At 53.9% G+C, this 24,626-nt stretch carries 18 protein-coding genes; 2 read left to right on the plus strand and 16 right to left on the minus strand.

The window, feature by feature from the left end; translation table 11 throughout:
- The first annotated feature begins 180 nt into the window (after window positions 1-180).
- The gene (locus tag CRP01_RS30955) at window positions 181-993 is read left to right on the plus strand and encodes a class I SAM-dependent methyltransferase (RefSeq protein ID WP_099153949.1); all 813 of its coding nucleotides are present in this window, start codon (window positions 181-183) and stop codon (window positions 991-993) included.
- Window positions 994-1,102: 109 nt separating this feature from the next.
- On the opposite strand, the gene CRP01_RS30960 is transcribed toward CRP01_RS30955, so the two are convergent.
- From CRP01_RS30960 to CRP01_RS31025, 14 genes are all read right to left on the minus strand, one after another.
- Window positions 1,103-1,666 carry a type 1 glutamine amidotransferase domain-containing protein gene (locus tag CRP01_RS30960; RefSeq protein WP_099153950.1) on the minus strand — a complete coding sequence of 188 codons (564 nt, stop codon included), beginning with the start codon at window positions 1,664-1,666 and terminating at the stop codon, window positions 1,103-1,105.
- A gap of 312 nt (window positions 1,667-1,978) precedes the next feature.
- Entirely contained in the window at window positions 1,979-3,415 is a 1,437-nt protein-coding gene (locus tag CRP01_RS30965) for a phytoene desaturase family protein (RefSeq protein ID WP_099153951.1), read from the minus strand.
- Window positions 3,408-5,177, minus strand: a complete 1,770-nt coding sequence (locus CRP01_RS30970) for an arylsulfatase (RefSeq protein WP_099154016.1) — start codon at window positions 5,175-5,177, stop codon at window positions 3,408-3,410. Before CRP01_RS30970 ends, CRP01_RS30965 begins: the two co-directional genes overlap by 8 nt.
- Window positions 5,178-5,205: 28 nt before the next feature.
- Window positions 5,206-6,474: a vWA domain-containing protein gene (locus CRP01_RS30975; protein WP_099153952.1), complete on the minus strand. Its 1,269-nt coding sequence runs from the start codon at window positions 6,472-6,474 to the stop codon at window positions 5,206-5,208.
- Window positions 6,475-6,514: 40 nt separating this feature from the next.
- Complete coding sequence (locus tag CRP01_RS30980; protein ID WP_099153953.1) at window positions 6,515-7,711, minus strand: AAA family ATPase; 1,197 nt, start codon at window positions 7,709-7,711, stop codon at window positions 6,515-6,517.
- Window positions 7,712-7,766: 55 nt separating this feature from the next.
- A complete protein-coding gene (locus tag CRP01_RS30985) occupies window positions 7,767-9,137 on the minus strand; it encodes a HEAT repeat domain-containing protein (RefSeq protein WP_099153954.1) in 1,371 nt (456 codons plus the stop codon).
- A gap of 44 nt (window positions 9,138-9,181) precedes the next feature.
- The gene (locus CRP01_RS30990; RefSeq protein WP_099153955.1) at window positions 9,182-10,753 is read right to left on the minus strand and encodes a HEAT repeat domain-containing protein; all 1,572 of its coding nucleotides are present in this window, start codon (window positions 10,751-10,753) and stop codon (window positions 9,182-9,184) included.
- A gap of 144 nt (window positions 10,754-10,897) precedes the next feature.
- Window positions 10,898-12,592, minus strand: coding sequence for a HEAT repeat domain-containing protein (locus tag CRP01_RS30995; protein ID WP_170110615.1), 1,695 nt, complete (start codon window positions 12,590-12,592; stop codon window positions 10,898-10,900).
- A 226-nt stretch (window positions 12,593-12,818) separates the two neighbouring features.
- Window positions 12,819-14,759, minus strand: coding sequence for a HEAT repeat domain-containing protein (locus CRP01_RS31000; protein ID WP_099153957.1), 1,941 nt, complete (start codon window positions 14,757-14,759; stop codon window positions 12,819-12,821).
- A gap of 30 nt (window positions 14,760-14,789) precedes the next feature.
- Window positions 14,790-16,769, minus strand: a complete 1,980-nt coding sequence (locus CRP01_RS31005; RefSeq protein WP_143473601.1) for a hypothetical protein — start codon at window positions 16,767-16,769, stop codon at window positions 14,790-14,792.
- 120 nt (window positions 16,770-16,889) lie between these two features.
- Window positions 16,890-18,680, minus strand: a complete 1,791-nt coding sequence (locus CRP01_RS31010) for a HEAT repeat domain-containing protein (protein WP_099153959.1) — start codon at window positions 18,678-18,680, stop codon at window positions 16,890-16,892.
- A gap of 108 nt (window positions 18,681-18,788) precedes the next feature.
- Complete coding sequence (locus CRP01_RS31015; RefSeq protein ID WP_222845846.1) at window positions 18,789-20,315, minus strand: sulfatase family protein; 1,527 nt, start codon at window positions 20,313-20,315, stop codon at window positions 18,789-18,791.
- A 122-nt stretch (window positions 20,316-20,437) separates the two neighbouring features.
- Window positions 20,438-21,301: a TolB family protein gene (locus CRP01_RS31020; RefSeq protein WP_099153961.1), complete on the minus strand. Its 864-nt coding sequence runs from the start codon at window positions 21,299-21,301 to the stop codon at window positions 20,438-20,440.
- Between the two features lie 5 nt (window positions 21,302-21,306).
- Window positions 21,307-21,717 (minus strand): GNAT family N-acetyltransferase, encoded by a 411-nt coding sequence (locus tag CRP01_RS31025; RefSeq protein ID WP_099153962.1) that lies wholly within the window; start codon window positions 21,715-21,717, stop codon window positions 21,307-21,309.
- An 85-nt stretch (window positions 21,718-21,802) separates the two neighbouring features.
- On the opposite strand from CRP01_RS31025, the gene CRP01_RS31030 reads away from it, so the two are divergent.
- Window positions 21,803-22,723: a DUF4350 domain-containing protein gene (locus CRP01_RS31030; RefSeq protein ID WP_099153963.1), complete on the plus strand. Its 921-nt coding sequence runs from the start codon at window positions 21,803-21,805 to the stop codon at window positions 22,721-22,723.
- Window positions 22,724-22,780: 57 nt separating this feature from the next.
- Here the strand turns inward: CRP01_RS31030 and CRP01_RS31035 are convergent, their stop codons facing one another.
- Together CRP01_RS31035 and CRP01_RS31040 are read right to left on the minus strand one after the other, a co-directional pair.
- Entirely contained in the window at window positions 22,781-23,623 is an 843-nt protein-coding gene (locus CRP01_RS31035) for a hypothetical protein (protein ID WP_099153964.1), read from the minus strand.
- 192 nt (window positions 23,624-23,815) lie between these two features.
- Complete coding sequence (locus tag CRP01_RS31040) at window positions 23,816-24,625, minus strand: DUF4249 family protein (protein WP_099153965.1); 810 nt, start codon at window positions 24,623-24,625, stop codon at window positions 23,816-23,818.
- Window position 24,626: the final 1 nt, after the last annotated feature.

Raw genomic sequence — 24,626 nt, forward strand, 5'->3', positions numbered from 1 at the left:
CAAGCCGCCAAAAGGGTCTCACCTTTGCAGCAGGATATCGTGCCGGTTTGTGGCTAATTTATTTGCGGCCAGCGGAGACTTTTCTTTCCCCAAATATTACCGGAAGAGGTCGCCGCGGAAACTATTTTTCCGAAGCAGATGTTTTGCCACCAACCCTGGCCTTAAAACAAATCCTGCACTATGCTCCTCAACGAATCCGGAAAACTGACCTTCTCCAAAGTTGCCGCTGATTACGATCGTTTCCGACCGCTCTATCCACCGGAATTGATCTCCACTTATATTCGCGAAGCGCCGCTCTCCCCTACCGCCCGCATTCTGGAAGTCGGTTGCGGTACCGGGCAGCTCACGCGGGCACTGGCTCCCCTGGGTGCCGCGCTGCACGCCGTCGACATCGGAGCGGACCTCATCCGGATCGCCCGGCAACACTGCCGGACTTTTCCTCACGTTTCCTTCGAACAGATCGCCTTCGAAGCGCTGCCGCTTCCGGAAACCGGATACGACTCCCTGGTATGTGCTACTTCCTTTCACTGGCTGGATCCGGCTACCCGTTTCGAACGGGCAGCGGCTCTACTGCGGGCCGGCGGCACCCTGGCCATCATTAAAAATGTGAGCAAACACCGCGACCAGAATAATACCCTGCGCAAAACACTGGATGATATCTACGACCGGGTCATCCCACCGGAGATCGGCCGACAGTACGTGTCGCTCGAATCCAAAAGTGGTAGCCTGGAAGATTCTTTTGCCGCATCGCCTCACTTCGGCCCCGTGCGGGCTTTCGCCTATCCACACACTCACCGACTGGCCGCTGCGGATTATATCCGGCTGATGGACACTTTTTCCTACCAGCACAATCTACCGACCGGCATTAAGGAACAGTTGTTTCGGGAAGTGGAATCAGCGATCAGGGATTTTGGCGGATCTATCGACTTACCCTACGAGGCCGTCCTGTTACTGGCCGGCAAAGCTCCCGGCTCAGCATCTCAAAAAAAATGACCTTCTCCAGGTTAAACCGGAAAAGGTCAAATGCTGAGAAAACAATACTAAATTTAACAGCTTGGGGAATCAATTGCGATCAGATCGCAATGGTAGTGATCCACTCGGATCAGGCTACCTGCCCGGCGTGTTTTCCTTCCGCCAGCTCTTCTACTGCTTTGGAGCAGAAGGCATCCAGGTCTTCGGGTTTCCGGCTGGTGGTCAGTCCTTCGTCCACTACAACTTCCTGATCTACCCATTGTCCGCCGGCATTTTCAATATCGGTTTTCAGACTGGGCCAGGAGGTCATTTTGCGGCCGCGAACGACACCTGCTTCCACGAGGATCCAGGGACCGTGGCAGATAGCAGCTACCGGTTTGTGTTGTTCAAAGAAATCTTTAGTAAACTGCACGGCCTTTTTGTTGGTACGCAGGGTATCCGGGTTGTGGACACCTCCGGGCAGTACCAGCCCGTGATAATCGGAAGCTTTCACTTCATCGATCGATTTATCGACAGTAAACTGATCACCTTTTTCGGTATGATTATAACCTTGGATCTTTCCTTTTTTTAAAGAAATGAGTTCTACGGTCGCCCCGGCATCTTTCATTGCCGCCCAGGGCTTGGTGAATTCTACTTGTTCAAAACCGTCAGTTGCTAAAAATGCTACTTTTTTTCCTTCTAATTTGGTTGACATACTAATGCTCTATTTTATAATTCTACAATTTGAAAATATGCGTCGATGGTTTCCGAATGGCACATCGGTCGACCCCAAAGGTCCACAATAAAACCTGGCGAATATCCCTGCCGCAGGCAGCGTATTCCACTCCATTCTTTTCCACACGCCATTCAGATATCGCGCATTGGATTTATTAATAAAACCTATATATAAAGTGGTGTGTTCGTCGGAGAAAGGACCTTAACATTCCCGATCCCAATGATCTGTGCTGATCGAAGCAATTTGGGAATCCTGACGTTTATAAGCACGTCAGTACTAATCCACTTCGCGTCAGGTAGAACTACGCGCCAGCCGCTTCAGAGCGCTTTGCGCCGCATGGTAACCACACATCCCGTGCACGCCGCCGCCGGGAGGGGTGGATGCCGAGCAGATGAAGATCCGCGGATTGGGGGTGGTATAGGGATCGAAACGGGCTACCGGACGCGTAAACAGCTGGGTGATATCATTGCTGCCGCCGGAAATGGAACCGCCGAAATAATTTGGATTGTAGGAAGCCAGTTCCCGGGTATTGATCGTGTGGCGATCCAGGATGAGGTCCCGGAAGCCAGGAGCAAAACGCTCCACCTGCCGCTCGATGGCTTCGGTCATATCTACCGTGGACCCGAAAGGCACGTGGCAATAGGCGTATCCGGTGTGCTGGCCCTGCGGTGCCCGGAGCGGGTCAATCTGACTCTGCTGACACAGCAATACGAACGGTTGTTCGCTGTGCCGCCCCAGCCAGGCGTCGCGTTCACTGGTAGCGATCTCCGCCAGCGTACCGCCAAGATGCACAGTCGAAGCTTCCAGACAGCGTTTATCTTTCCAGGGGATAGGCCCGTCCAGTGCCCAGTCCAGTTTGAAGGACCCCGGACCATAATTGTATTTTTGTAAACGCCGGACATAAGCGGGCGGCAGTACGGGGCCGGCGATCTCCGCCAATTGCATGGGGTCCGTATCGAAAAGATAAACCCGGGCTTCCGGCAGATCTTCTAGTTCCCGGACCCAGCTCCCGGTGCGAATATCCCCTCCGAGATCGATCAGATAATCCGCCAGCGCCCGACTGATACGCGCCGAACCACCGGCGGCTACCGGCCACTCGACCACGTGGCCGCTCACAGCAAAAACGAGCCCGATCGCCGAGGTGAATACCTTGTCCAGGGGCAGTACACTGTGCGCCGCCAGCCCGGCGAAAAATCCCCGGGTGCGTTCTTCCCGAAACAGGTAGCGGGCCAGTTGTTCGGCGGGCCAGATGGCCTTCATACCAAAGCGCGCCAGTTGCAGCGGGCTTTCGGGTAAGCCCAGAGGACCGAGAATATCCCGCAGCAGGCTATCGGGATCCCGCAAAAAGGGGCGCACCAGCTTTTCCCAGGCCTTCCCATCCGAACCGAGGTTATCCATCGTCCGGGCCAGATCCCGGTAAAAGAGGACCGCTGGCCCGTCGTCTACCGGATGCGCCACGGAGGCTTCCGGGTAGATCCATTCCAAACCGTAATCCTCCAGCGGCAGACTGCTGAAGAAGGGAGACAATACGCCCAGCGGATGCACGGCCGAACAATAATCGTGCTGAAATCCGGGGAGGGTCAGTTCCGCGGTGCGCGTACCACCACCGATCTGATCGGAAGCTTCCAGCACCAGTACTTTTTGCTGATTGCGGGCCAACTCTACGGCCGCCGCCAGTCCGTTCGGTCCCGAACCGATAATCACCGCATCGTAGAGGGTATCATTCATGTTCCAGTCGTTCCAGTTCCAGATAGAAGGGCGTCAGCAGTTTACCGCCCGGTGCGGTAAACCAGCCGTCGATCTTAAAATCGCCCGTTACGAGCGGGAGACTTTCGTAGACCAGTTCGTTCACCTCGCCACCGGAATGCTCTTTGGTAAAAGTGCGGTTGCCGATACGAAGAATGAAGCGCCCCCGTTCCGGCAGGGTTTCAGTAAAATGTACTTTCGCCCGGTAGGCTCCCGCCCGGGCAACCGTGACATCCCAACTCACGTACACGTCCGGCTGGGCCCAGATGATCTGGAGGCCGCGGGCATCGTTGCGATTGAGCAGACTTGGATTTTCGTGCGGGCTGCCGACCACGATCCGCGGTAGATCATTGATATGGGGGCTCGCCATGATATCTGCGTGCCAACGATCCAGTTCGGCTTTCAGCCAGCGGGCAATGACCGGCTTTTCTTCGACGATATTCCGGGCCTCGTAGGGATCTTCTTCCAGGTTGTAAAGCTCAAACTCACTGATGTCGGCATCTCCGCCGACAAACCCCATCAGTTTATAACCATCCCGGATGACGGCCATATTGCGGTACAATTCAGGATAAGAGCGTTGCCATTCGAAAAACAGGGATCGTTCGAGCGCGGGCGTTTCGGCGGATTGCAGGAAAGCAGACAGATTCCGTCCGTCCAGCGGGGTATTTTCCGGGAGATCCAGTTTACAGAGGGACGCCAAAGTGGGCAAGACATCGATGTGAGCCGCTGTCTGCTCCACGGTATTCACCTGCGCCATGCCCTCCGGCAGTCGCATGTAGAAGGGTACGTGAATGCCGCCCTCGCGCACGGTCCCTTTCGTTCCCCGGAAGCCGCCGACATAGCGATACTGCTGGGGACCGTTATCCGTCAGGAAGATCACAATGGTATTTTCGGCCAGATCGAGTTCCTCCAGGGCGTCCATCAGTCGTTGGATATTGTCATCGATATTGGTGACCATGGCGTATACGCCTCTGGCCGCTTCCTGGTGGTTGGCGGAAATATCGTGCACGTACTCTCCCTTATTCCGGAAGACCTCGGGATCAATTTCCATATCCTTATAGCGATCGTAATATTCTTGCGGCACCTGCAGGGGCGTATGCGGTGCATTGAACGCCAGATAGGCCAGGAAAGGGCCGTCCCGGTGCGCCTGCATAAATTGGATCGCTTCGTCCGTAAAGACATCGGAACAATAACCTTTGGTTGGATATTTTTCACTGTTCTTCCACAGGATGGGATCAAAGTAAGCACTGTCCCGACGGTGGTAATTCGGCACATCCCCTACCTGGGCCAAACCACCCGACTGGTGCCAGACGGAAGTCATAAAACCCTGATCGTGGGGACGGGAAGGGTAATTGTCTCCGAGGTGCCACTTCCCAAAATGCCCCGTGGCGTAACCCGCATCGCGGAAGATCTCGGCCATGGTGTTTTCTTCCGGAGCCATGATCGCGCCGCCGCAGTAGGTATCGAAAATGCCGGTGCGAATGTTGTACCGGCCGGTCATCAGGCTCGAACGGGTAGGTGCGCAAACCGGGCTCACGTAGAAATTGGTGAAACGGACACTTTCGGCGGCAAGTTTATCCAGGGCCGGTGTATGGATCTGCGGATTACCGTGGTACGCCAGGTCTCCGTATCCCTGATCATCCGTCATGATCAACAGGATATTGGGCGGTGCGCTTTGGGAAAACAGATTAATGATGCCAAGGGCAAAAAAGAGGGTCAGGCAAAAGGTGCGATTGGAAGTCATGTAAGGAAATTTGATGCCTAAAATAACATTAATTTCCATTCAGGGGTATTTCTACCACCGTATCCGGTTTCCAGGGTGGATTGGGCGGTTTGGGAACACTGGCCTGCCGGCCCCGGGTGAAGATCCCGAAGACCACCGGGGTCTTATACAGCTGCTTCGGATAGGGCGTGTAACCGTCCGTCAGCACCAGTACACTATCGGGTGCCGGTTTGCCGGCCAGCGCCGCCTCGATGCCCACGATTATATTCGTTCCGCCACCGCCTTTGAGGGTCTTTAGTTTGAAAGAATCCGAAGGCGTCGCGATCATAATGGGTTCGTAAGCCCGGGCGTCGCAGGGGATGATCGTCACCGGTATCTGAAAAGCTTCCAGTACCGCACAGACCTCTCCCACCGCCTGGCCCAGTTCCTCCGGCCCCATGGAACCGGACGTATCCACCACACAGGTGATCCGGGCGCTCATATCGCCGCCGAGTGAGGGAGGCAAAATGGGGTGATAAACAGCCTGCCGGCGACTGGGTCGGCGGTAGGAGTAATCGATGCGGCTGCCGACGCCCTGATTAATGGCCACGCTCATCCGGTGACGGAGCACCTGCCGCCAGTCGACCCGGGGTTGCAGTTTATCTTCTACCCAGCGGCTCCAGTTGCCGGGCATACTGCCCATACCCGAACTCTTTTTCATTTCCATGGCTACCGAACGGCGTACCATATCCACTTCCATTTCATCCAGTTGCTGACCGTCTGTATGCCGGACTTCCCAGGGGCGCGAGTGCCCGTGCACCCCACTTCCTTCATCCGGCCAATCCCAATTGCCATCGACCTCCTGTATTCCCGCCAAACTGGCCACTACGGCCTCTCCTTTACCCCCCAGCATCTGGTAATAATATTCCGTCAGTTGGCCGTTCCGCATTTGAAAACGGGACGGCAGGAGTCCCGGGAACCGCCTGGGCATCGTCAGACCCTTCCAGTCGCTGTCGTTGATCTCCAGATCAGCGGCGACGTTCCAGAGGTAAGGCCGGGCGTTCCTTTCCTTAGACCGCAGATAGTGTTCCCGCAGTACGTGCGATATTTCGTGGATCCACAAAAAGCCGATCTGGGCCAGGCTTCCGTCCCGGTCGGTAGATCCGTCAATAGCCTCGATCGCCCGGGGATTAAAATAAATATTGAAATTAGGATCAATAGCCGCGATCTTCACCTGTTCCGTCAGGTGGATCCGGCACTGGAACAGGGCCGGCGCAAACCACGGCAATTTCTGGGCGCAATAGGCCCGGGCAAAACGGATGAGTGCTTCGGGAGTCATGTATTGTCGGATATTTGGACGTTAAGACGGTTAAATAGGATCAACGTTCGAAAACATGGATGAACTCCTTCAGCCCTTCGTCCGAAAAGAGGGACTGTATCGCGTCCATGATCCTTTTCGAAACATTCGGCCCTTCCCGCTGGGCGGCGGCCATGGCTTTCATGAGCAAGCCCTCCCGGCTGATCTGCTTGAGGGATACATAGATGAGATCCCGCCGGCCGTCGTTGAAAATATCCTGCGTCAGGTCAAAATAGGTCAGGGTAGCATCGATCAGATCGTCCTGATCGAAGCGACGCTGGAGTGCCCGGTTCAATCCGCCGAAAAGGACGTAAACCTCTCCGTCATTCAGATCGCTTACCTTGACCCGGATCTTTCCATCCAGTACTTCATCCGGATCCGGCAACTTTAGATTTTTGAGAAATTCCAGGAACGGAATGGCCACACCTTCTCCCAGACAGCCCTTCAGTAGTTCCAGACAATCCTTACTGCCGGCCTGCCCCTGTACGGGAGCTTCTCCCAGTAGTTCGCAGGAAGTGAGCAGGGCGGCCGCAAAATCCCAGGAACGGGGGCTCGCGAAAGCATAGGGATCACTGTCGGGCGTGGTGTGCAGCAAATTGGGCGACCGCTTCAGGAAAGCGCCGATCCGCAGCTTCCATTCCGGGAGCAGGTTCGCGTGGGCCACCGGGTCGATCCCGGGCATCTCCGCTGTCGGGAAACCCGACTCCAGGGCATTCAGATAAGTCTCGGTGATAAGATCCCACTGCAGGTGAACGAAGCGATTGCGCAAAGGTGGAGACAATTCCCAGCCGCCGGTCATCAGATCCGGCGGATTGGCGGCGGCCACGATCCGCACGGCGGGTGGAAGCGGATGAAAACCTACTTTTCGTTCCAGTACGACCCGCAGCAGTGCGGCCTGCACGGAAGGCGGTGCGGTGGTCAGTTCGTCCAGGAACAACAGCCCCACACCACCGGCTTCAAAACGGTTCACCCATTCGGGAATAGCGTAATGGACCTTCCCTTCGTGGTGGATCGGCAGACCCGAAAAATCCGTCGGATCGTGAATGGAAGCGATCAGGGTCAACACGGGGAATTCGGGCCGGGCCAGGCTTTCCAGAAAACTGGATTTACCAACCCCGGGTCGTCCCCAGAGCAGTACCGGAACGCCCATCTGTCCTTTGGGCCCCGGCGTTTGTAATGCGATCATCAGAGCGTGCGCGCCGTTTGGGTATTGTTGCATATATTCAATGATTAAACTTTCTTTCTACTGGATTACAGCTACCGTCAGCGGGAGACTATCCACTACCGCTTGCCAGCAGACATCCTTTCACCGCCAGCACCATCACAAAAATGTAAATAAAGGTGATAAAAAGAGAAAGCCCCTCCTCATAAATCACTTTCGGATTTGCTTTCTGCCTGTTTCTGACCGCCCGGGCGGCCTGACTGACCACCGGTTCCGGATCCGCCTTCAACTTTTCGATCTCCTCCTCGATCTCTTCGTACCGAAATACCCCCAGCGCATGGATGGCCGCCACCCGGACTTCCGGAGCCGGGTGCTGCAGGGCGCTCAACAGGGGCCTGATCACATACTGGTAGTTCTCCTTGCCGAGAGCCGGTTTCATCGTTTGGATACAGGCTGCCTGCAGACTGGCATCGGCCTTTTCCATTCTTTGGATCAGCGGCGCAACCGCATTGGGAATAAAGTACCGTTGGAGCAGTACCCGGATGGACCGAAAAGCCGCGGCCCGCCACACTGCGTCCTCACTTTCGGTTTCCCGCAGCAGACGGGGATAATGCTCCGGCTTTGCGACATGGGGCAACAGCATGAGCGTTCTTCGTCGTACAGCTTCTTCCGGATGATCCAGACCTGATGCCAGTTTACGGATCCACCGGGCCGGAGCGATAGTCCGCAGTAACTTGGATAGCTCCGGAAAGATCCGTTCATCGTCGACCTCCCACCGCGTCAAAAAATGGCGAAAGATCCGCCGCTTCTGGTTGGGTAAGCGGTACCTTTTTAGTCCGTCAATGATCTGGGGATGTTCTTTTAGCCGGGACGGATCGAACAATCTGCTGCATAAAAAATCCAGGCTTTCGTCGGTTCGGCACCGGCCCAGCGCCCGGTAGGCTGCCTCCAGCAATTCCTGGGGTAGCCCTTCTTCCACCAGCCGGATCAACACCGGGACCATAACCTCCGCTTCCCGGCCCGAGATCTCCCGCAGAGCAGTTAATATCTCTTTCTCGCGGAAGACCAGCTTTTGGGCCAGGTGATAGCCATTGATCGTACGGTAATGGGCGCGCAGCCAGCAGTTGCGCACCCAGGGCTCCAGAATATGGACTTCCGGATCCAGCGTAGGGAAGGCCGGATCCTGCTGAAGCGAGGTCAATTGTTCCAATAATCCCTGCCCATCTTCCGACCAGTGAAAATTTGCGGCCAAAAGTGGGATCTGTAAAGGGATCATGCGTCGGATCCGTTCCATTTCTTCCTGGATCGGATGCAGAGTGATCAGCCGCTGGGCGACCTCCGGCAACTGCAGGAAATGACAGTTCACCTCCAGTACCTTGCCAAACACCGTACACCGCCCCGTAAAATCAAAAGCGGTCCCATTCACCTCCCGGGTGAACCTGAACGCGGTTTGAAATTTTTCCGGTATGGGGTGGATCTGCATGTTTACAAAATCGAATCAGTAGTTTTTTAGTTCCTTACCGCAAATTAATTCTCCGGAAAGAACAATTGGTTCACGCGTTTTCGCACACTGGGATGGCGGTCCTCGCGGATATCCGACAAACAGGGGGATGCCGGGTCCAGGCCGAAGCGGCGGAGTGCTTCCAGTGCGGCTATCCGGACACTGGGACTCGAATGGTTCAACTGCCCGATCAGGATATTCAGAAAATCATCCGTTCCGTCGCTCCACATCTGCGGTGTGACCAGTTGGAGAAATTTCAATTTTTCCATTTTATCCTCGTTATTGATCCCGGCAACGAAAAAAGCCAGGAGCTCCGGATCGTGGTATTTTTCCAACAGTTGCTTGCAGGCCGTCAGCGCCTGGGAAGCTACCGAATAGCGTTCATCATGTACTTTGGCAAAAACCGCTTTAATGTGGGCCGGCGCTCCCAGCATACCTAGATAATACAGGCCCGCAGCCACCACTTTTTCGTTCTCCTGCCGGGTCATGCCCTGCAGAAAATCTCCCATTTCGGGCGCCGGCCGGCGTTGCAACAAAGCGGCTATCGACGGACGAAGGGTATACCCCTCGTCCTGAGCGGCCGCCCATTCGATCAATTTTTTCAAATCTTCAACGGGAGGCAGTAAGTCCGTTGCCTCCATAGCTACGAAATGCTGCAAAGCGCTATAGATCACTTTGATCGGGGCACGGCCCCTGATCTTTTTGAGCAGGATGCCGGCAATTTCGGTCTCCGGCATTTCTGCGGACCGGAGAATATCCAGCAGCACCTCGCTCAATCGGATATACTCGTGGGGGAATTCCCGCAGTGCCCATTTTTTAAGCGCCGGATCCCGGTCCGAAGCAAGCGTAGAGAATATATGCACTTTGCTGTTATCCGGCATTTTCGGATGCCGGCGGTAGTATACCCGCAGACCCTCCCGGACCTGGGGAGAAGGATGTAAACACAGACCGCAAATGGCTCCTTCGTGCTGCTCTTCCAGACTGCGGTCTTCCAGTACCCGCAGGAGTACTTGTTGCCCGTTTTCGGTATTGAGCCGGCCCAGGGCGACGTACACTTCCCGGAAATGATATTCCGGTATCCACTCCAGCAAATTGAGGAGTACGGGTTCCATAAAGGCAGCGGGTTGGTCCGGCATTTCCCGCAATACCCGGCTCCGGTGTTTATTCAGGAACAGATCCGCTACCATTTCCAGGTCCAAAGCAGAGGTGCCCTCCGGTGTATCGTGCCAGACCCAATGCAGCCAGGGGTCGGCGATCCAGCCCGTTCCCGGTCGGTCCCGAAATTCCGGCAGCTCCCGCAGTGTCTGTATGTTTGCGGTGAGCGTTTCCCACTCCCCTATCGTTAAAACGCCCTGTCCGGCCAGCGCAACGCCGAGGCGGAAATAAGGTTCACTACGCCGGAGTTCCCGTTCTATCGTTTCCCAGTCGTCACCGAAAGTCAGTCGGCGGGCGCCTTCGGGCCAACGCAGGATATCGGCCTGCAGGTCCACAAGTTCTCCGTAGGCCGTGCAGGTCAGGTCAAAATAAAGGCTGTAGCCGGCAACTTTTCGTTGCAGGCGGGCCTGAGTGATCAGATTTTCCGGAATTTGATTCTCCATTGCTATTTTTGGAACTGAACTGGTTTGCCAAATCTCACCAATCCAGCCTTAATTCGTTTTTTATGCCTGGCTGAGCCATAATTGCCCGCTTGTTTTTAATAGCCAATTCCCCCCAAAACCATTCTAATAATTTGGAGGATACGATTAACAATTCCTGAACAGGAGGACGACCACAAAAAGGATAATCCCAAATATCCGGTACAACTCCCAGGTATCCGCTCCTTCCGCCGACTTCGTCGCTTTTTCTTTACGATGGATGGCCTGACGGGCCGTGTGCTGAACCATGGCGTGACTATCCCGCAGACCGCGCCGAACCCCTTCCAACGCTCGCGGCGTAGCGATCTCGCCTAATGCACGGACAGCCTCCGACCGCACCGAAGGGATCTCACTTTTCAGCAGGTCTAAGAAAAGATTGGTATCCACTGATCCCCGGTGGCGGGCCAGTACGGGAGTCAGGATCCTGACCAGTTTTTCCTGTCGCGGGGGAACGATCTCATTCCGGAGTTCCCGGATCAATCGAAATACATGGTCCTGCTTAGGATACTTACGCATCAGATTTTCCAGGGAAAGGAATGCCTGATTGCTCACACCGGTATCCGGATCCTGAATGAGCGGGAATAGCACTTTGAAATGGGAGGCCCGACCGGCATATCCCAGTTGAACCGCCGTCAGATATCGCGTATATGCGTTCGGGTCCGTCACCTGACTGGTCAATCGGTCCAGCACTGCTGCTCTTACGGAACGACGGTCGAACAAGCCGGCCAACAACAGGCGTATTTGGTGGCGGTTGTTGATTTTTTCGGACCACACCAGTGTACCCAAAAGCATATCTCCATCGGGTAACAGGTCATTTCTTTTAAACTTGGTATATAATTTCAGTGCCATGACCACCTGGTCTACCGAAGGACGATCCCGCAATACCCGCGATAGTTTTTCATGTAACTCCTGCTCGCCCACTCCATTTTGCTGAAGTCGCTTGAACAGACGTTCGCTGTTGCCGTGGAATTTACCGACTGCCTCCCGCAGACAGATCTGCCGCACCGCAGGATTGGTATAGAACCGCAATCCGATCAGCAGGTATTCCAGCCTTTCCGAATCCAGGTTCGGTTGCGCGTGGTAATAGTCGACCAGCGCCTGCCCCACGGCTTCGTTGCGGGAATATGCCAGACCGGCCAGTGCACCTTTCTGCTTATCGATGTCCTGCTCATCGGTTAATTGTTTTAGCAGGAACTGCCGGGCCGTCTCGCTGCCCAGTTTACCCAGTACGGTGAAGATCAGCCGGCGGTATATCGCGTAATCCTCGAGAAGCAGGAGGTTGTAGAGTACCGGCTCCAACAGAGTTGCATGGCGGGGATATATCTTTTCCACAGTTCTTAACCGGACCTCATTTCTTCCAAAATACAGCGTGCGGAGTAGTAAGAGTTTATCCGTTCGATTCTTATATTCCAGCCAGGAGAGGCGTACCCATTCGTCAGCGATGTGCTTGCGGTAGGATAGTTTGCGGTAGCCATCCAGTTTTTTCATAGCCCCGAGCTTTTCACTAATCTCCCCCCAGGCATCACCGCCGACCGTACCGTATCCCACCAGCGGCACCAGAAAGCGAAAACGATCAACCACTCCCCGGACCTTTTCCGAGATCCGTTGGTACCGATCTCCCAGCATCAGTTGCTGCGCCACCGGCGGCAGGTCCAGAAACGTACATTTGACGTCCAGTACCTCTCCGAAAACGGTAAACTGCACCGCAAATTCGAAGGTATGCCCGGCCAGGTCTTCCCGGTACGTCGCCGAATCGATGAATCGATCGGGGATAAAGGTCGCTATGGCGTTTTTTTGTGACATCAGATTCAGCATTGCCCGAAAGGGCCGTTTATATTAATTCAACGATCACCCGAATAATTCCCCGGCTAATGCAGTTTGTTTGCGTTTGTGAATTCTATACTTGACATAATTTGGTTTGATCCTACGTCATTTTGCTACCTACTCTTTATGCCTAACGGCACATTTCCTCCAACTGAACTCCTGATTCGCATAACTCACGTTTACCTCAACAGACCGTCCGTTCATCCTAATCGATGAGCATAAAACTTTCCCCACCGAAATCCCGATTATGCCAGGCAAAGCGGATGGCCTCCTTTCGCTGGATCAATCCCAGGATAACCATCCCGCCGGGTTTGTAGCGGAATGTTTCGTAAACATTTAAGCCGATCCAGGATCTCGAATGTTTAATTTCCGCCATTTGTAATAACTCATATCGTTTGTCCGGCAGGCGCTCCAGCAGGTAATCAAAATTTTTCCAGAATGCCCGCATTTCCAGATAATTCTCGGGCTGGTAATCTTCCATAGCGGCTTCCAAAAGCAAATCATTTGGAAGCTGCTCCAAACGTTGTCGGATCTCGCTGGCTCTCTTGATCACCTCCAATTCCAGCACCCCGTCTCCCGCTTTGGATCGTACCAGAGGATCCAGTTCGAGATTGTCGTACAATTCCCGCATCAGCGGAATGAAACGCTCATCCTGATAAGCCGGTAAAACACTGATAATGGCGCGTTGGGTGATCGGCTTTCCCTGGGGCAGTTCCCGCACCAGCCAGTCGAGCGCCCGCTCTTCCGGAGTACGCTGCAAAACCCGGCAAAGGGTCAGCAGGGCAACTTCCCGCAGACCGCTGCTATTTGAAGTCCGGAAGGTCAACAGCCTGGGTATTACCTCCGGAATGGCATGATCATCAGCCAAATCAGCGATGGTTTCCAGCGCCTCGATCTTCAGAAAAGGATCCAAACTTTCCAGCGCATCCAGCACCAGTGGTACCAGCGCTTTTATGTTGATGGCCCGGATCAGGTCCAGGTAAGGTGCTTTATTGACGGGCGATAGCGTTTTCCATTCCTCTTTTAATTGGGTCAGTACCAATCCCGGTGGCAAACGTCTCATTATTTTTCCCAGATCCTTTTGCCACGCCTGATCCGGACCGGTAGCTTCCAGGCGGCGGAACAAACCCAAACATTCCGCTACGGTCAATTGACTCTCCAATGCTTCAAAGCTGCTGTAGGCGCTTAATGTCTGCTTTAGCAAGTCCGGATCCCCTTCCGAGCGAATTATATTTTCCAGCGTTTTTGCTATCTGCAGGTGCGGCTCACCGAGCAGTCTCAACCCCCAGAAAGCGACATAGTGAATCTCACTATTGCTTTGTTGGAGTTCCCGGTATAAGATCGGCTTCACAGCAGCGGATGGGTTATTGATCATGTTGATCAACAACTTTTTACACTTCATCGGAGACATCACTCCTTTATAGGCATGGTAATACGCAACCAGGTCATCGGTTCGGCCCTGCAGGTCCAGCTGTTGGATCTTTTCCAGGATCAGCTCGTGTAATCTACTTTCTTTGGGTAACGCTAGCTGATCCATCAGATAATCCCGGGCCGTAGTCGTACCTAAATTAGCCAGGAGTTCGATAATGATGGCAGGCTCCCCGTGATCATTATCACGCTTTAGCAGTCCAAAGAATAAGGGTTCCAAAAAAGAAAAAGGGTAATGGATCAGTCGGTTGAGCACATGGGACAGGTCTCCAGTACCGAACAACAATTGTTCCAGCAACTGGAATACCGGATGGGCGGGGTCTTCTTCCTCCAACCGGTACAATCCCAAAGCTACCGGACAGCTCACGTAATCGGAGTGATCGGGAAAACTCCGCGTTTCGAGCAAAGTACGCCAAACGGAACTGATCCATTTTCGGTAATCGAGCTGCGATGCATCCACCGGATAATACCCCAGGGCGATCATGGGGAGCATATATTTTAAACGTATGATCTCAAATGCTTCCCGGGTTTGAATGGATTCTTCCTGTCTTTTTCCCATTATCAACAGGCGGGCGGATTCCGGCAACTCAAAAAAATGATTCTTCACCTCCAGGATCTCTCCGAATAAATTGACCTGGTAACTGAGTGCTACCCCCCGATCGGGCGGACCGAGATCATGAAAAAAAGTTGCTACCCAGTTGGAAGGCATGTCGTGCATATCTTGCGTTTGAACAGTTTTGGTATGTACTCACCAGGATGCGTAGCCCATTTCAATTAAAGTCTCGTAGCGAATCCAATCGGGAAAATCCCGGGTCCTTTGGGGAAATTGGATGTAATCGTAGAGTTCCATACCTCCCATCTGCCCCATACTGGCAATCAGCACAAATCCTCCCGGCCGTCCCAGCAAGGGCCGCCGCATTTCCATTTCACTGGCCCAGCCGTAACATTTCCATTCCGCCAATCTCCGAAAATCGTAGGATACCGGTCCTAATCGCTCCAATAAATAATCCAGGGTAGCCCAGCATCCCTTTCTCTCCAATTCATCCGCCGATTGACTGAACGCTAAGAAAGCGGCGAGTACCTCATCGTCGGTTTTGCTGTCCAGTGTTTGCCGGATCCTTTGGGATATTTTGCGAACCCGAATCTTCTGTAAGGACTTTTGGGCACCATAGTGCCATCCGCTATTATCATTCGCACAGAGTTCTTCCAAAATGGCCTCGCCTTCCGGTAGTCCCCAGGCATCCTGTACTTCGGCAATCTCTTCCTGCAGGTAGGTATCCTCCATCTGCCGGGCCCGGTCCGCCAGCCACTTCAGCGCAACGGCATCATGGGTCAGCTTCAGCACCGCACACAGGGTCGAAAGTGCTTTCGCCTGTACTTCTTCGTTTTCCGACGCACTCAGTTCAATCAGCTTGGGGACAACTTCCGGTAATTCCATTTTTTTGCCCAGCGATTCCACGATAGACATGGCCTTCATTTGCAGATCATCCGGTCCGGAATCCAATACGGATAATACGAGGAATAAAAGGTCCGTCCGGCCTGATTCGTAGATCACCTCCAGCAGCAGCTCCCGGGCCCGGGAGTGATCATCTTCCCAGAGTATCTTCATCTTCGGGATGACCTCCTCCTCCGGTATACGCTTCAGGATCCGCCCCAGATATACCGGTAGCATATCGTCTTCCGGCTGATCATAGGCCCAGCGGAGAAATGGTATTGTTGTTGCCATCGGCAGGTATAGTGCCGGATCTTCCAATTCCGATATCCCACTTAGGCAGGCCCTTATCTTACCAGGCGCTTTTGTCTCGTTCAGTTGTTGGGATAAGCAATCGAATATGGCTGTCTCGGTAGCTCCGGTAATGCTTAATGTTTCCAGGATTTTACCCGCAGCGTTCACTGTATCCGTGCTCAGTGCCCGGTAGAGCAGAGGTTGTAGATCACTCGTTCCGTAAGCGGCAAAATGTTCCATTAACTGGTAGGATGTAAAAAATCCCATCTTGTCATTTCCAACCATTTGTTGCTCGAGGAAAGTTTTTAATTCCTGCAAAATTTCGGGATGACGGAACGCCTGCAGTCCTTCCAGGATCGAATTTTGCATTTGTTGATAATCCGGTCTCTTGAGGGCTGCCAGCAAAAACCGCCAGGCGCGCTCCGTCCGAAAAAGCCCAAACTGCTTGAACATTCTTTCTTTGAGGTAATCCTTTTGCATAACCGGCAGAAAATTGATCCATACCAGCTCCCAGGCGGGATCGGGCACCACAAAAGTCTTTTCGATTTTTTCCTCCCAGGCCGTTCCGGCGGTAAGGATCTCCCGGATCAGGTCCAGTACTTTCGTTCCGGACTCATCTTCCAACAGGTATATTCCATGCGTCAGCGGATCGGTCAGATAAGTAGCATGATCAGGAATGGAATGCGGACCAAAGGTCTGCCAGGTATTTTGCAGCCACTGCTGGAAGAGCGCCCATTCCGGCCCGGACAGGTACCCGAGGGCCGCCATCGGAAAAGCCAGCCGGTGATAAGCGATGGCCCGTTCCAGTTCCCTCTCAATCGGCCGAAAATCGATATCCCCCAGCATAAGCACTCTGGCAGCCGGAGGCAGTTGGGCGAAATGATTATCCACCCGGATCACCTCACCGAACAGGTTCACCCGAAAGCCCAGCGTAAACGCCTGGCCGGCGTGTTCCACGGACTGGATAATATCGGTCGTCCATTCGGGCGGGAGCATTGACATGAAAGCGGCGTTTTTTTATCATTATTTAATTCCAGTGTTCGATCTTACCAACACCAGGGCCGGACCTAAAATTCCGGTTGTACGGTTTTTTACCGGCAATTCAGCCGAAGACTAAAATTTTTACTTTACATAATCCTGCTTCATGATGCGGGCCAGAACGGTAGCTGCCAGATCCATATAATCCGCCTCCAGCAAGTCCACCACATAATCAAAGCATTCCCACACCGCCTTTTTGGTGAGCTCGTCCGCAAAATTCAATTTTACGAATTCATTCAACACCTGGTCCTTCGGCAGCGCTTTCAGGTCCTCCAGGATCTCTTTACCCCGCTCCGGGGCCTGAAAACTGATCATGGCTTTCTGGGCGTACTCTTGTACGTACTGGTCATTATCCCGCAGCAGTTGCTGGATGGCCGGGTAGATCTCCGGACTCTGGAAGTGAGCCAGTGCCCGGGCGATCGACCGCCTGACCGCCGGTTTTGGATGCCGGAGGTGTTCCATCAGGAACGGTAAGGTCCGTTTCCGCGGAGCGTTTTCCAGAATAGAGGCAAGCGTAGACATGATATCTTCCTGAAATTCCGGGCCTACCTGCTCCCACATTCGCACCAACGGATCCAGGGCCTGGGGTGCCCGAAAACGATGAGACATTTCCTGAATGTTACGGAGCGCCCGCTTTTTCACCCGATCGTCCGGATCTTCCAGCAGTTTCACGATCTGCATAAATTCTTTACCCTGTCCCATTTCAAAAAAATCCAGGGCCGCTATCCGGATCTCCGGATCGGGATCTCCGAGCATCGGTTCCAGTTGGGTAAAATGGATCTCCTCTACGCAATTCCGCAGCACTTCTTTCAGCTGCCACTGAAGTTGGTTGGATCCTTCCGCACTGCTATTCCAGAGAAACAAGTTTACCAGTTCTTCCGATGTCGGCAGATAAGCTTCGTTATCCAGTGATTTCAGCACGTGTAAGGCGCTCAGGACATGCTGGGCACTTTCCTTACGTCGCAGTTGTTCGTGAAGTTTTCCGGCCATAACATCGGGGTCGGCTCCTCTTTCGCGAAAAAAATTAAAAGCGTATAGCCCCGAATAAGCATGCGGTCCATTCAACGCTTCCTTCATGATAAGCTCCACCTCGGGGCCGGAATACGGCAGCAGGGCCCGAATAAAATAGTCATGATAATCGTTCACAATTGTCTCCCGGTCCTCTTGGTAGAGTTTCAGTAATTGTAGCCGGATCTTATCGTGTTTGTATCCTGCCAGTCCATGCAGGAGAGGTCGGTAGAGCGAAGCATTTTTCTTCCGACTCAGTTCTTTACACAAAAAGCGACGGGAACGCTCGTTTTTTAAAATGGAGATCCCATCGATAATCTCCACCCTTACCTCCCTATCGCTTTCCATCGGATAAAGGCAATGCAATACTGGTTCGGCGAGAGGACAGGGGCTTTCGTTGAACATCCGGAAAAATACCCAGCGATTGTCCTTTTTATGATCAATTAATAGCGACAGATTTTCCAGTAATTTTTTTTCTCCTTTTTCGTGCAGCCGGTACAATTGCTTTACCCAGTCATCCCGGAGCAAGTCTTCAAAAGGAGGAAGCTCCTCCGGCGGGATCTCCTGTTGATGCAGACGAATTTTTTCACCGATACCGGCCCATTCCTCACCGGAAGAATAACCCAAAGTGGCCAACGGAACGTAAAAGGGAATAATGGACTGGATCTGCTTCAATTTGCGGCGAATGGCTGCAGTCTTTGATCCAACCAGCAGGGATTGGGCAGCCGGGGGCAGATCCAGGAAATTGTTGCGTATCTCCAGCACCTCCCCGTAGGGATTGACGGTCAGCGTAAACACAAAATCCTGACCGTCCACGTTCGCGACGAAACTTTCAGTCTGCAGCCATGCGGCCGGAGTCAGAGACATACCTAATACCTTGGAGCACTGCCCGAAACGTACAGGAGGGGATCATCAGGAGCGAGCGCCGGTTAAACAAATCGCCCCTAATTTAGCCATTTGACCGAAAAATCCGGGCTAGCGGTACAACAAAGTTTCCGTATCGTTTTTCTGGGCCGCTCCCGGCGTACTTCTACCCTCGGCGATGTATCGCTCCATCAGGGCCGTCAGGCGACTGACGATTTCCGGATGTTGTTCCGACAGGTTGTTTGCTTCCGCCAGGTCCGATTCCATATCGAAGAGCTGTACGGGCGGCAATTCCATTTTTTCGGCCTCCTGCGGCCGGGGTGCACTCCAGCCACCCGATCCCGGACAGAAGGCCAGCTTCCATTTGCCCTGACGAATGGAAAAACTGCCGTTGATGGAATGGTGGACGGTCGCTTCCCGCACGGGCGCGGAGAGGGTTTGGCCTTCCAATAGCGGCAGCAGATTATAGCTGTCCTCCCCTTCCCCGGCGGAGAGGGAATCCTGTAGTATAGCGGCCGCCGTGGCCATGAGATCCGTCAGGCAGACGGTCTCATCGGAAACGCTTCCCTGCGGAATGGTGCGGGGCCATTGTACCAGAAAAGGTACCCGGTGACCTCCTTCAAAAATATCTGCTTTGTGTCCGCGAAAGACGTAGCTGGGATTGTGGTCGAAAGTAGCCAGTTCTTCGAAATCCGCCATCGGTGAGCAACCGTTGTCGCTGGTAAAAATGACGAGGGTATTTTCGGCGATCCCGTTGGCCTCCAGCGCCCGGCGCACCTGCCCCACCACATCGTCTACCATCAGCACAAAATCGCCGTAGGCATTTGTTTTACTTTTCCCCTGAAAGGCCGATGTAGGCAGAATGGGCGTATGCGGCGCCGGCAACGGAAAATACAGAAAAAAGGGTTGATCATCCTGGGCGTGTCCGGAGATATACTCGACGGCTTTTTCTGTCAGTTTGGGCAATACTTCTTCGTGTTTGAAGTCATTACCTACCGGTCCGCGCCGCCAGAAACGTTTACCGGTTTCCGCCTCCACCGTATCGATGGAAGTAGCGGTAATGCGATCATTCTCGATGTAGACGTAGGGCGGAATATCCAGGGAGGCGGTGATGCCGTAGAAATAGTCGAATCCTAAGTGCACCGGTCCGCCCTTGATGGGCTGGGTGATGTCCGCCATGCCGCTGGTGTCCTTGGCCCAGCCCAGGCCGAGATGCCATTTACCGATGCAGGCCGTTTGGTAATCTCGCGCCTGCAGGTAGCTGGCCACCGTGGGCCGCTCCGGCTGGATCAGGGGTTCGCTCCAGCTCCAGCTCACCCCGTTTTTCAGCGAGCTGCGCCAGGCGTATCTTCCGGTCAGAATACCGTAACGGGTGGGTGTACACACCGCCGAATTGCTGTGCGCATCCGTAAAGGCCATGCCGTTGGTCGCCATCGCATCGATATGGGGCGTTTGCAGTTTGGAGTTTTCGTTGAGGGCGGAAATGTCCCCGTAGCCCAGGTCATCGGCCAGGATGTAGATGATGTTGGGCGGATCATTTTCCGCGGCCGGTTCGTTCTCGCAGCTCATCAAAAGCAGACTGGAAAACAATACGAACAGAATGGACAGTTTTTGCATGTGGTATTGGCTTAGGTGCATATGGATCATCTTACTGGATTAGCGAAATTGGGTGGCATCCGATTGACGGATGCGGTCACAAAATAGAAGATTTTTTAGCTATACTCGGAGGTAGTAATGTTGCGCGAAGCGCAGTCTTCACTTTAAAAGACGTCCGCCAGTCGCATTGCCCTGATGATCCCCTCCCTTTCGTAGAGGAAAAGCTTTCCCTGCGGACCGATGGTCGGCGTTAGTTCCCAGATATCGGGTTCGTTCACCTGGTCCAGCAGCGCCGGTTCGGACCAGTTTTCCCCGTTCCAGGTGCTATGGTAAAGATCGATCGATCCGTCCTCGAACTGGTAGCGGTTGAAGATCAGGTGCTCTCCGTCCGGGCTGACGGTGAGATCATTTTCACTCGCAGCGGAATTAATGTGGTGCACCCAGTGCGGCCGGATAAAATCCTCTATGCCGGGATCATAACGCCAGATATCCATCGAACCGAAACCGCCGCTCCGGTCCGAATTAAAGTAGAGGATGCCCCGCTGATCCACCGACGGATAACTTTCCTGCATCGGGGTATTAATGGCGTACAGATATTCCGGTTCGGACCAGCCGCGCCCCTTTTTCTCCACGTACCAGATATCCATCGTTCCTTCTACGACCGGACTGCCCGGTTTCGGGCGGTTGGTATTGAAATAAAGCCGCTTCCCATCCGGGGTCAATACCGGGTGGTAATCCATGTAGCGACTGTTGAAACTCACCTCCTGCGCTTCGCCGTAGCCGGTACCGCCCCAGGCCCGGACGTAAATGCGGGTAAGGGGTCGTCCGCCGCTATTGGTCTCATCCGTCGGCAGGGATACGTAGAGGTAGCGATAGTCGGGCGTAAGCGCAATACCGTTCTGCGTGGGAATGGAATCGCGGTTGATGGCCTCGATGACCGCTTCGGCGGAAGGCGCCGGCCCGGAGCAGGAAAAGAACAGCGCACTGAGCAGAAGCCCTACCGCTGGAATGGATAAAAAAGATCGCATGGTGCTTAATGTTCGTTACCCCCGTAGATCCACATCGGTACGGTATCGCCCGAGCGACGGAAGCCGCACTTTTCGTAAAAGGTTACCGAGCCGCCGTCTGCTACCAGTTGTTGCTGGTGAAAGTCTCCGTAATGAACGGCCATCCGGTCCATGATCATCCGGCCGATACCGCGTCCCTGATAATCGGGCAGAACCACCAGGTGGGGGAAATAAACTACGAGATGGCCGTCGGAAATGGCGTTGCCCAGACCGACTAACTGATCACCGTCCCAGGCCGAAATCAGGCGATGGGAATTGGCCAATGCCGGCAATAATTGTTCGGGCTTATCCGCCGAAGACCAGTGATTGGCCCGGTAAAGTGCTAAAATGGCTTCGCCGGGAATGGATCTGGTCTCCTTAATCTGAATATTCTGCATGGAAACTCCTTCTGGTGGACAGGCACCAAATTAAACAAAAGGTGCATCTATCCCAGTTAGTTTTCGTCGATAAACCACACCCGATATGAAAAAATTCCTACTTGCCGCAGTTTTTCTGCCGGCCTTCGCCCTGCTGTACGCCCAACAGGCACCCGATCTGGATTACCAGCCACTCATTACCAGTCCCCAATACCCGGAAGGTTCGGGGCCCGTTGTCTTCATCGACGGGGCGCACAACAATTTCCATACTTACGCGGGAGGATTCCGTCCATTTGCCCAATTGCTGGAACGAGACGGCTACCGGGTACAGGGGAGCGAAAAAGCTTTCACTCCGGCACTGCTGGACCAGTGCGATCTACTGGTGATTGCCAATCCGGTAAGCGATGATGATCTCGGCGGCTGGATCAAACCCAACCCTCCGGCCTTTAGCCGGGCCGAAGTGAAGGCGGTACGCCGGTGGGTGAAGTCCGGCGGTAGTTTACTTCTGATCGCGGATCACATGCCTTTCCCCGGGGCCGCTTCCAATCTGGCCGAAGCCTTCGGATTTCGTTTCAGCAATGGTTTTGCCATGGCCGAAAAACAGGAGTTCCCGCCCTCGCGTTTCGATCGGGCCAGCGGTACGCTGCGGGAGAATACGATCACCAACGGTGCAGGAACGGCGGAACGCATCGACCATATTGCCTCCTTTACCGGTTCGGCCTTTCGGATACCCAAAGGAGCCGTGCCCATTCTGACCTTCGGAAGCGATCATCATTCGCTGGAGCCGGATACAGCCTGGCGGTTTCAGCCGGATACGCCCAGCGTACCGTTGGCGGGCTGGCAACAGGGAGCTTATCTGGAATACGGAAAAGGCCGGATCGTTGTTTACGGAGAGGCCGCAATGCTGACCGCTCAGGTCGTGCAGGAGCGTTTTAAGGTAGGATTTAACCATCCGCAGGCGGATCAGAATGCGCAGTTGGTGCTGAATACGATCCACTGGTTGGACACGAAAGAAAATGGACGTTAGGCCGTTGGGGGATTTTGGGATCCAACCTGGTAGCCGATCCCAAAATCCCACAATCCATTAGCAGTCCGTATCCATCTGGTCGGCATTCCAGCAGTGCCAGTCTTCGTCCTTAAACCAGTTCGGGTTTTTCACCCGCCCTTCGAAGGAAGGAACATCCCACTGAATCTCCAGGAAATTGTTGTCTTTGATCTGCCGGACGTCGTAGGCCCGGTTGAATGCTTCGCCCGGCCGGGTGCGGTATTCGATGTAGGCTCCCTTATCGGCGTGGCCCGGAATGATGTTGGTGTAGCGCAGGGTAAATCCGTTGGCCGACTGGTTCAAATCGTAGTCGATCTGAATAAACGGCTGGGGATTTTCGGGCTGGTGGTTCAGCGTCCAGCTGGCCCGGGTCAGATCTTCGGAAACGATGCCGGTGTACCAGACCACGTCCGTAAACCCGCCGATCTGCGAAACCTTCATCTCCCACTTGATCTCCTGATTGTTGTTGATGAATTGCCCACTCAAGGCGGCGATGTAGGTCTTGCCGGCTACTTTGAAATCGTAGCTCCACACGAACACACCCGCTCCGGCGTAAGTAGCCTGGTGGTTAAAAGATTCGCGGAAGGAAGCCACGGGAACGGCGGTAGACAGACCGACTACCGAATTCCAGATGGCGACGCTGCTGGCCGCCAGAAACCAGTTGCCGTAAGTAGTGGGTCCGGATTTATCTTCCGGTGAATTATTGGTCTTAAAACCGGTCGTATCCGCATCTTCAAAACCGGTGAAGGGCATGATAAAGGATTCCTGCGGCGGCAGTTGGGGCGGCACTTCTTCTCCGCCCGGAGCGAGCGCTTCCTTTTCGCAGGCAGTTAGCAGGGTAATTCCGATCAAAAGGACCAACCAAAAAGCGTAATGTTTCATTTTCGTGATTTTTGATGTTTTCAAATGGTGCAGTTCTCACTGCTTTTCGGTGGTAATACCCGGTGCTTACCGGATACCCTTAGTCGGATATTATTTTTTTGAAAAAACTTTACAGACCGGCGAGAGCCGCCGGAGAAGGACGGATGGAAAGGTTGAACGGCATGTGGATAGATATCTTTTATTTATAAGATTTTACTCGGCCACCAAAGTGTCGGCATCCACCGCACAGGCGCTGAAGAAACCCAGCGCACCGTTGGAAATATTGCCGCTGAGGCTGGCTGCGGCACTGTAGAAGGCTCCGCCCCGCCATTCGGTTTCGATCACCAGAGCCCGCAGATAATCCGCATAGGCATCGTTGAGCCCAAACTTACGGGCCACGATCACACTACCCGGCGGGAAAAAAACGGTATCCCGTAATGGCCGGACCAGGCCGCCGACATCCACCGAACTGAAGGTATAATAATAGAGCAGCGCCCGGTCCGACGGTCGATTGCTCAGGTGCGACCAGTCGACCTGCATCCGATACATCGCCTGTTGATCGGGATGGTAGATCGGGGCGAAATCGGCGAAGGCCAGACTGTCCGCTTTCCCGTAGTGCTGAAAAGTGATCGGCGGTAAGGGGGCCACGGCGGCCAGTTCGGTGCGCGCGGTATATTCCCGCCCCTGCCAATCGATCAGCAAGGTGTATTCGAGATCATCAATGACCCTAAACGACCTTTCGCTGCGATACAAACCGGCATCCTGAATATCCGGCAAAAAAGCGACCATCTGGCCGTTGGCCACTACCGTCACCGTTGCATCCGTTACGGGCAATGCGGCACCGTTCAGCTCCGAATAACTCTGCGATAAACGGATCTCCTGTACCCTGGATTCGTTTGTCAAGGTGGCTTCCACAACCAGTTGGCCGTTATCCCCCGCTTCCAGTTGCCAGTCGGTCGCTTCCTCACAGGCCAGAAACAGCAGTGGGATACAGCAATACAGTACATTCTTCATAATCTTCATA

The sequence above is a fragment of the Flavilitoribacter nigricans DSM 23189 = NBRC 102662 genome (genome assembly GCF_002646595.1).
Classification (GTDB): domain Bacteria; phylum Bacteroidota; class Bacteroidia; order Chitinophagales; family Saprospiraceae; genus Flavilitoribacter; species Flavilitoribacter nigricans.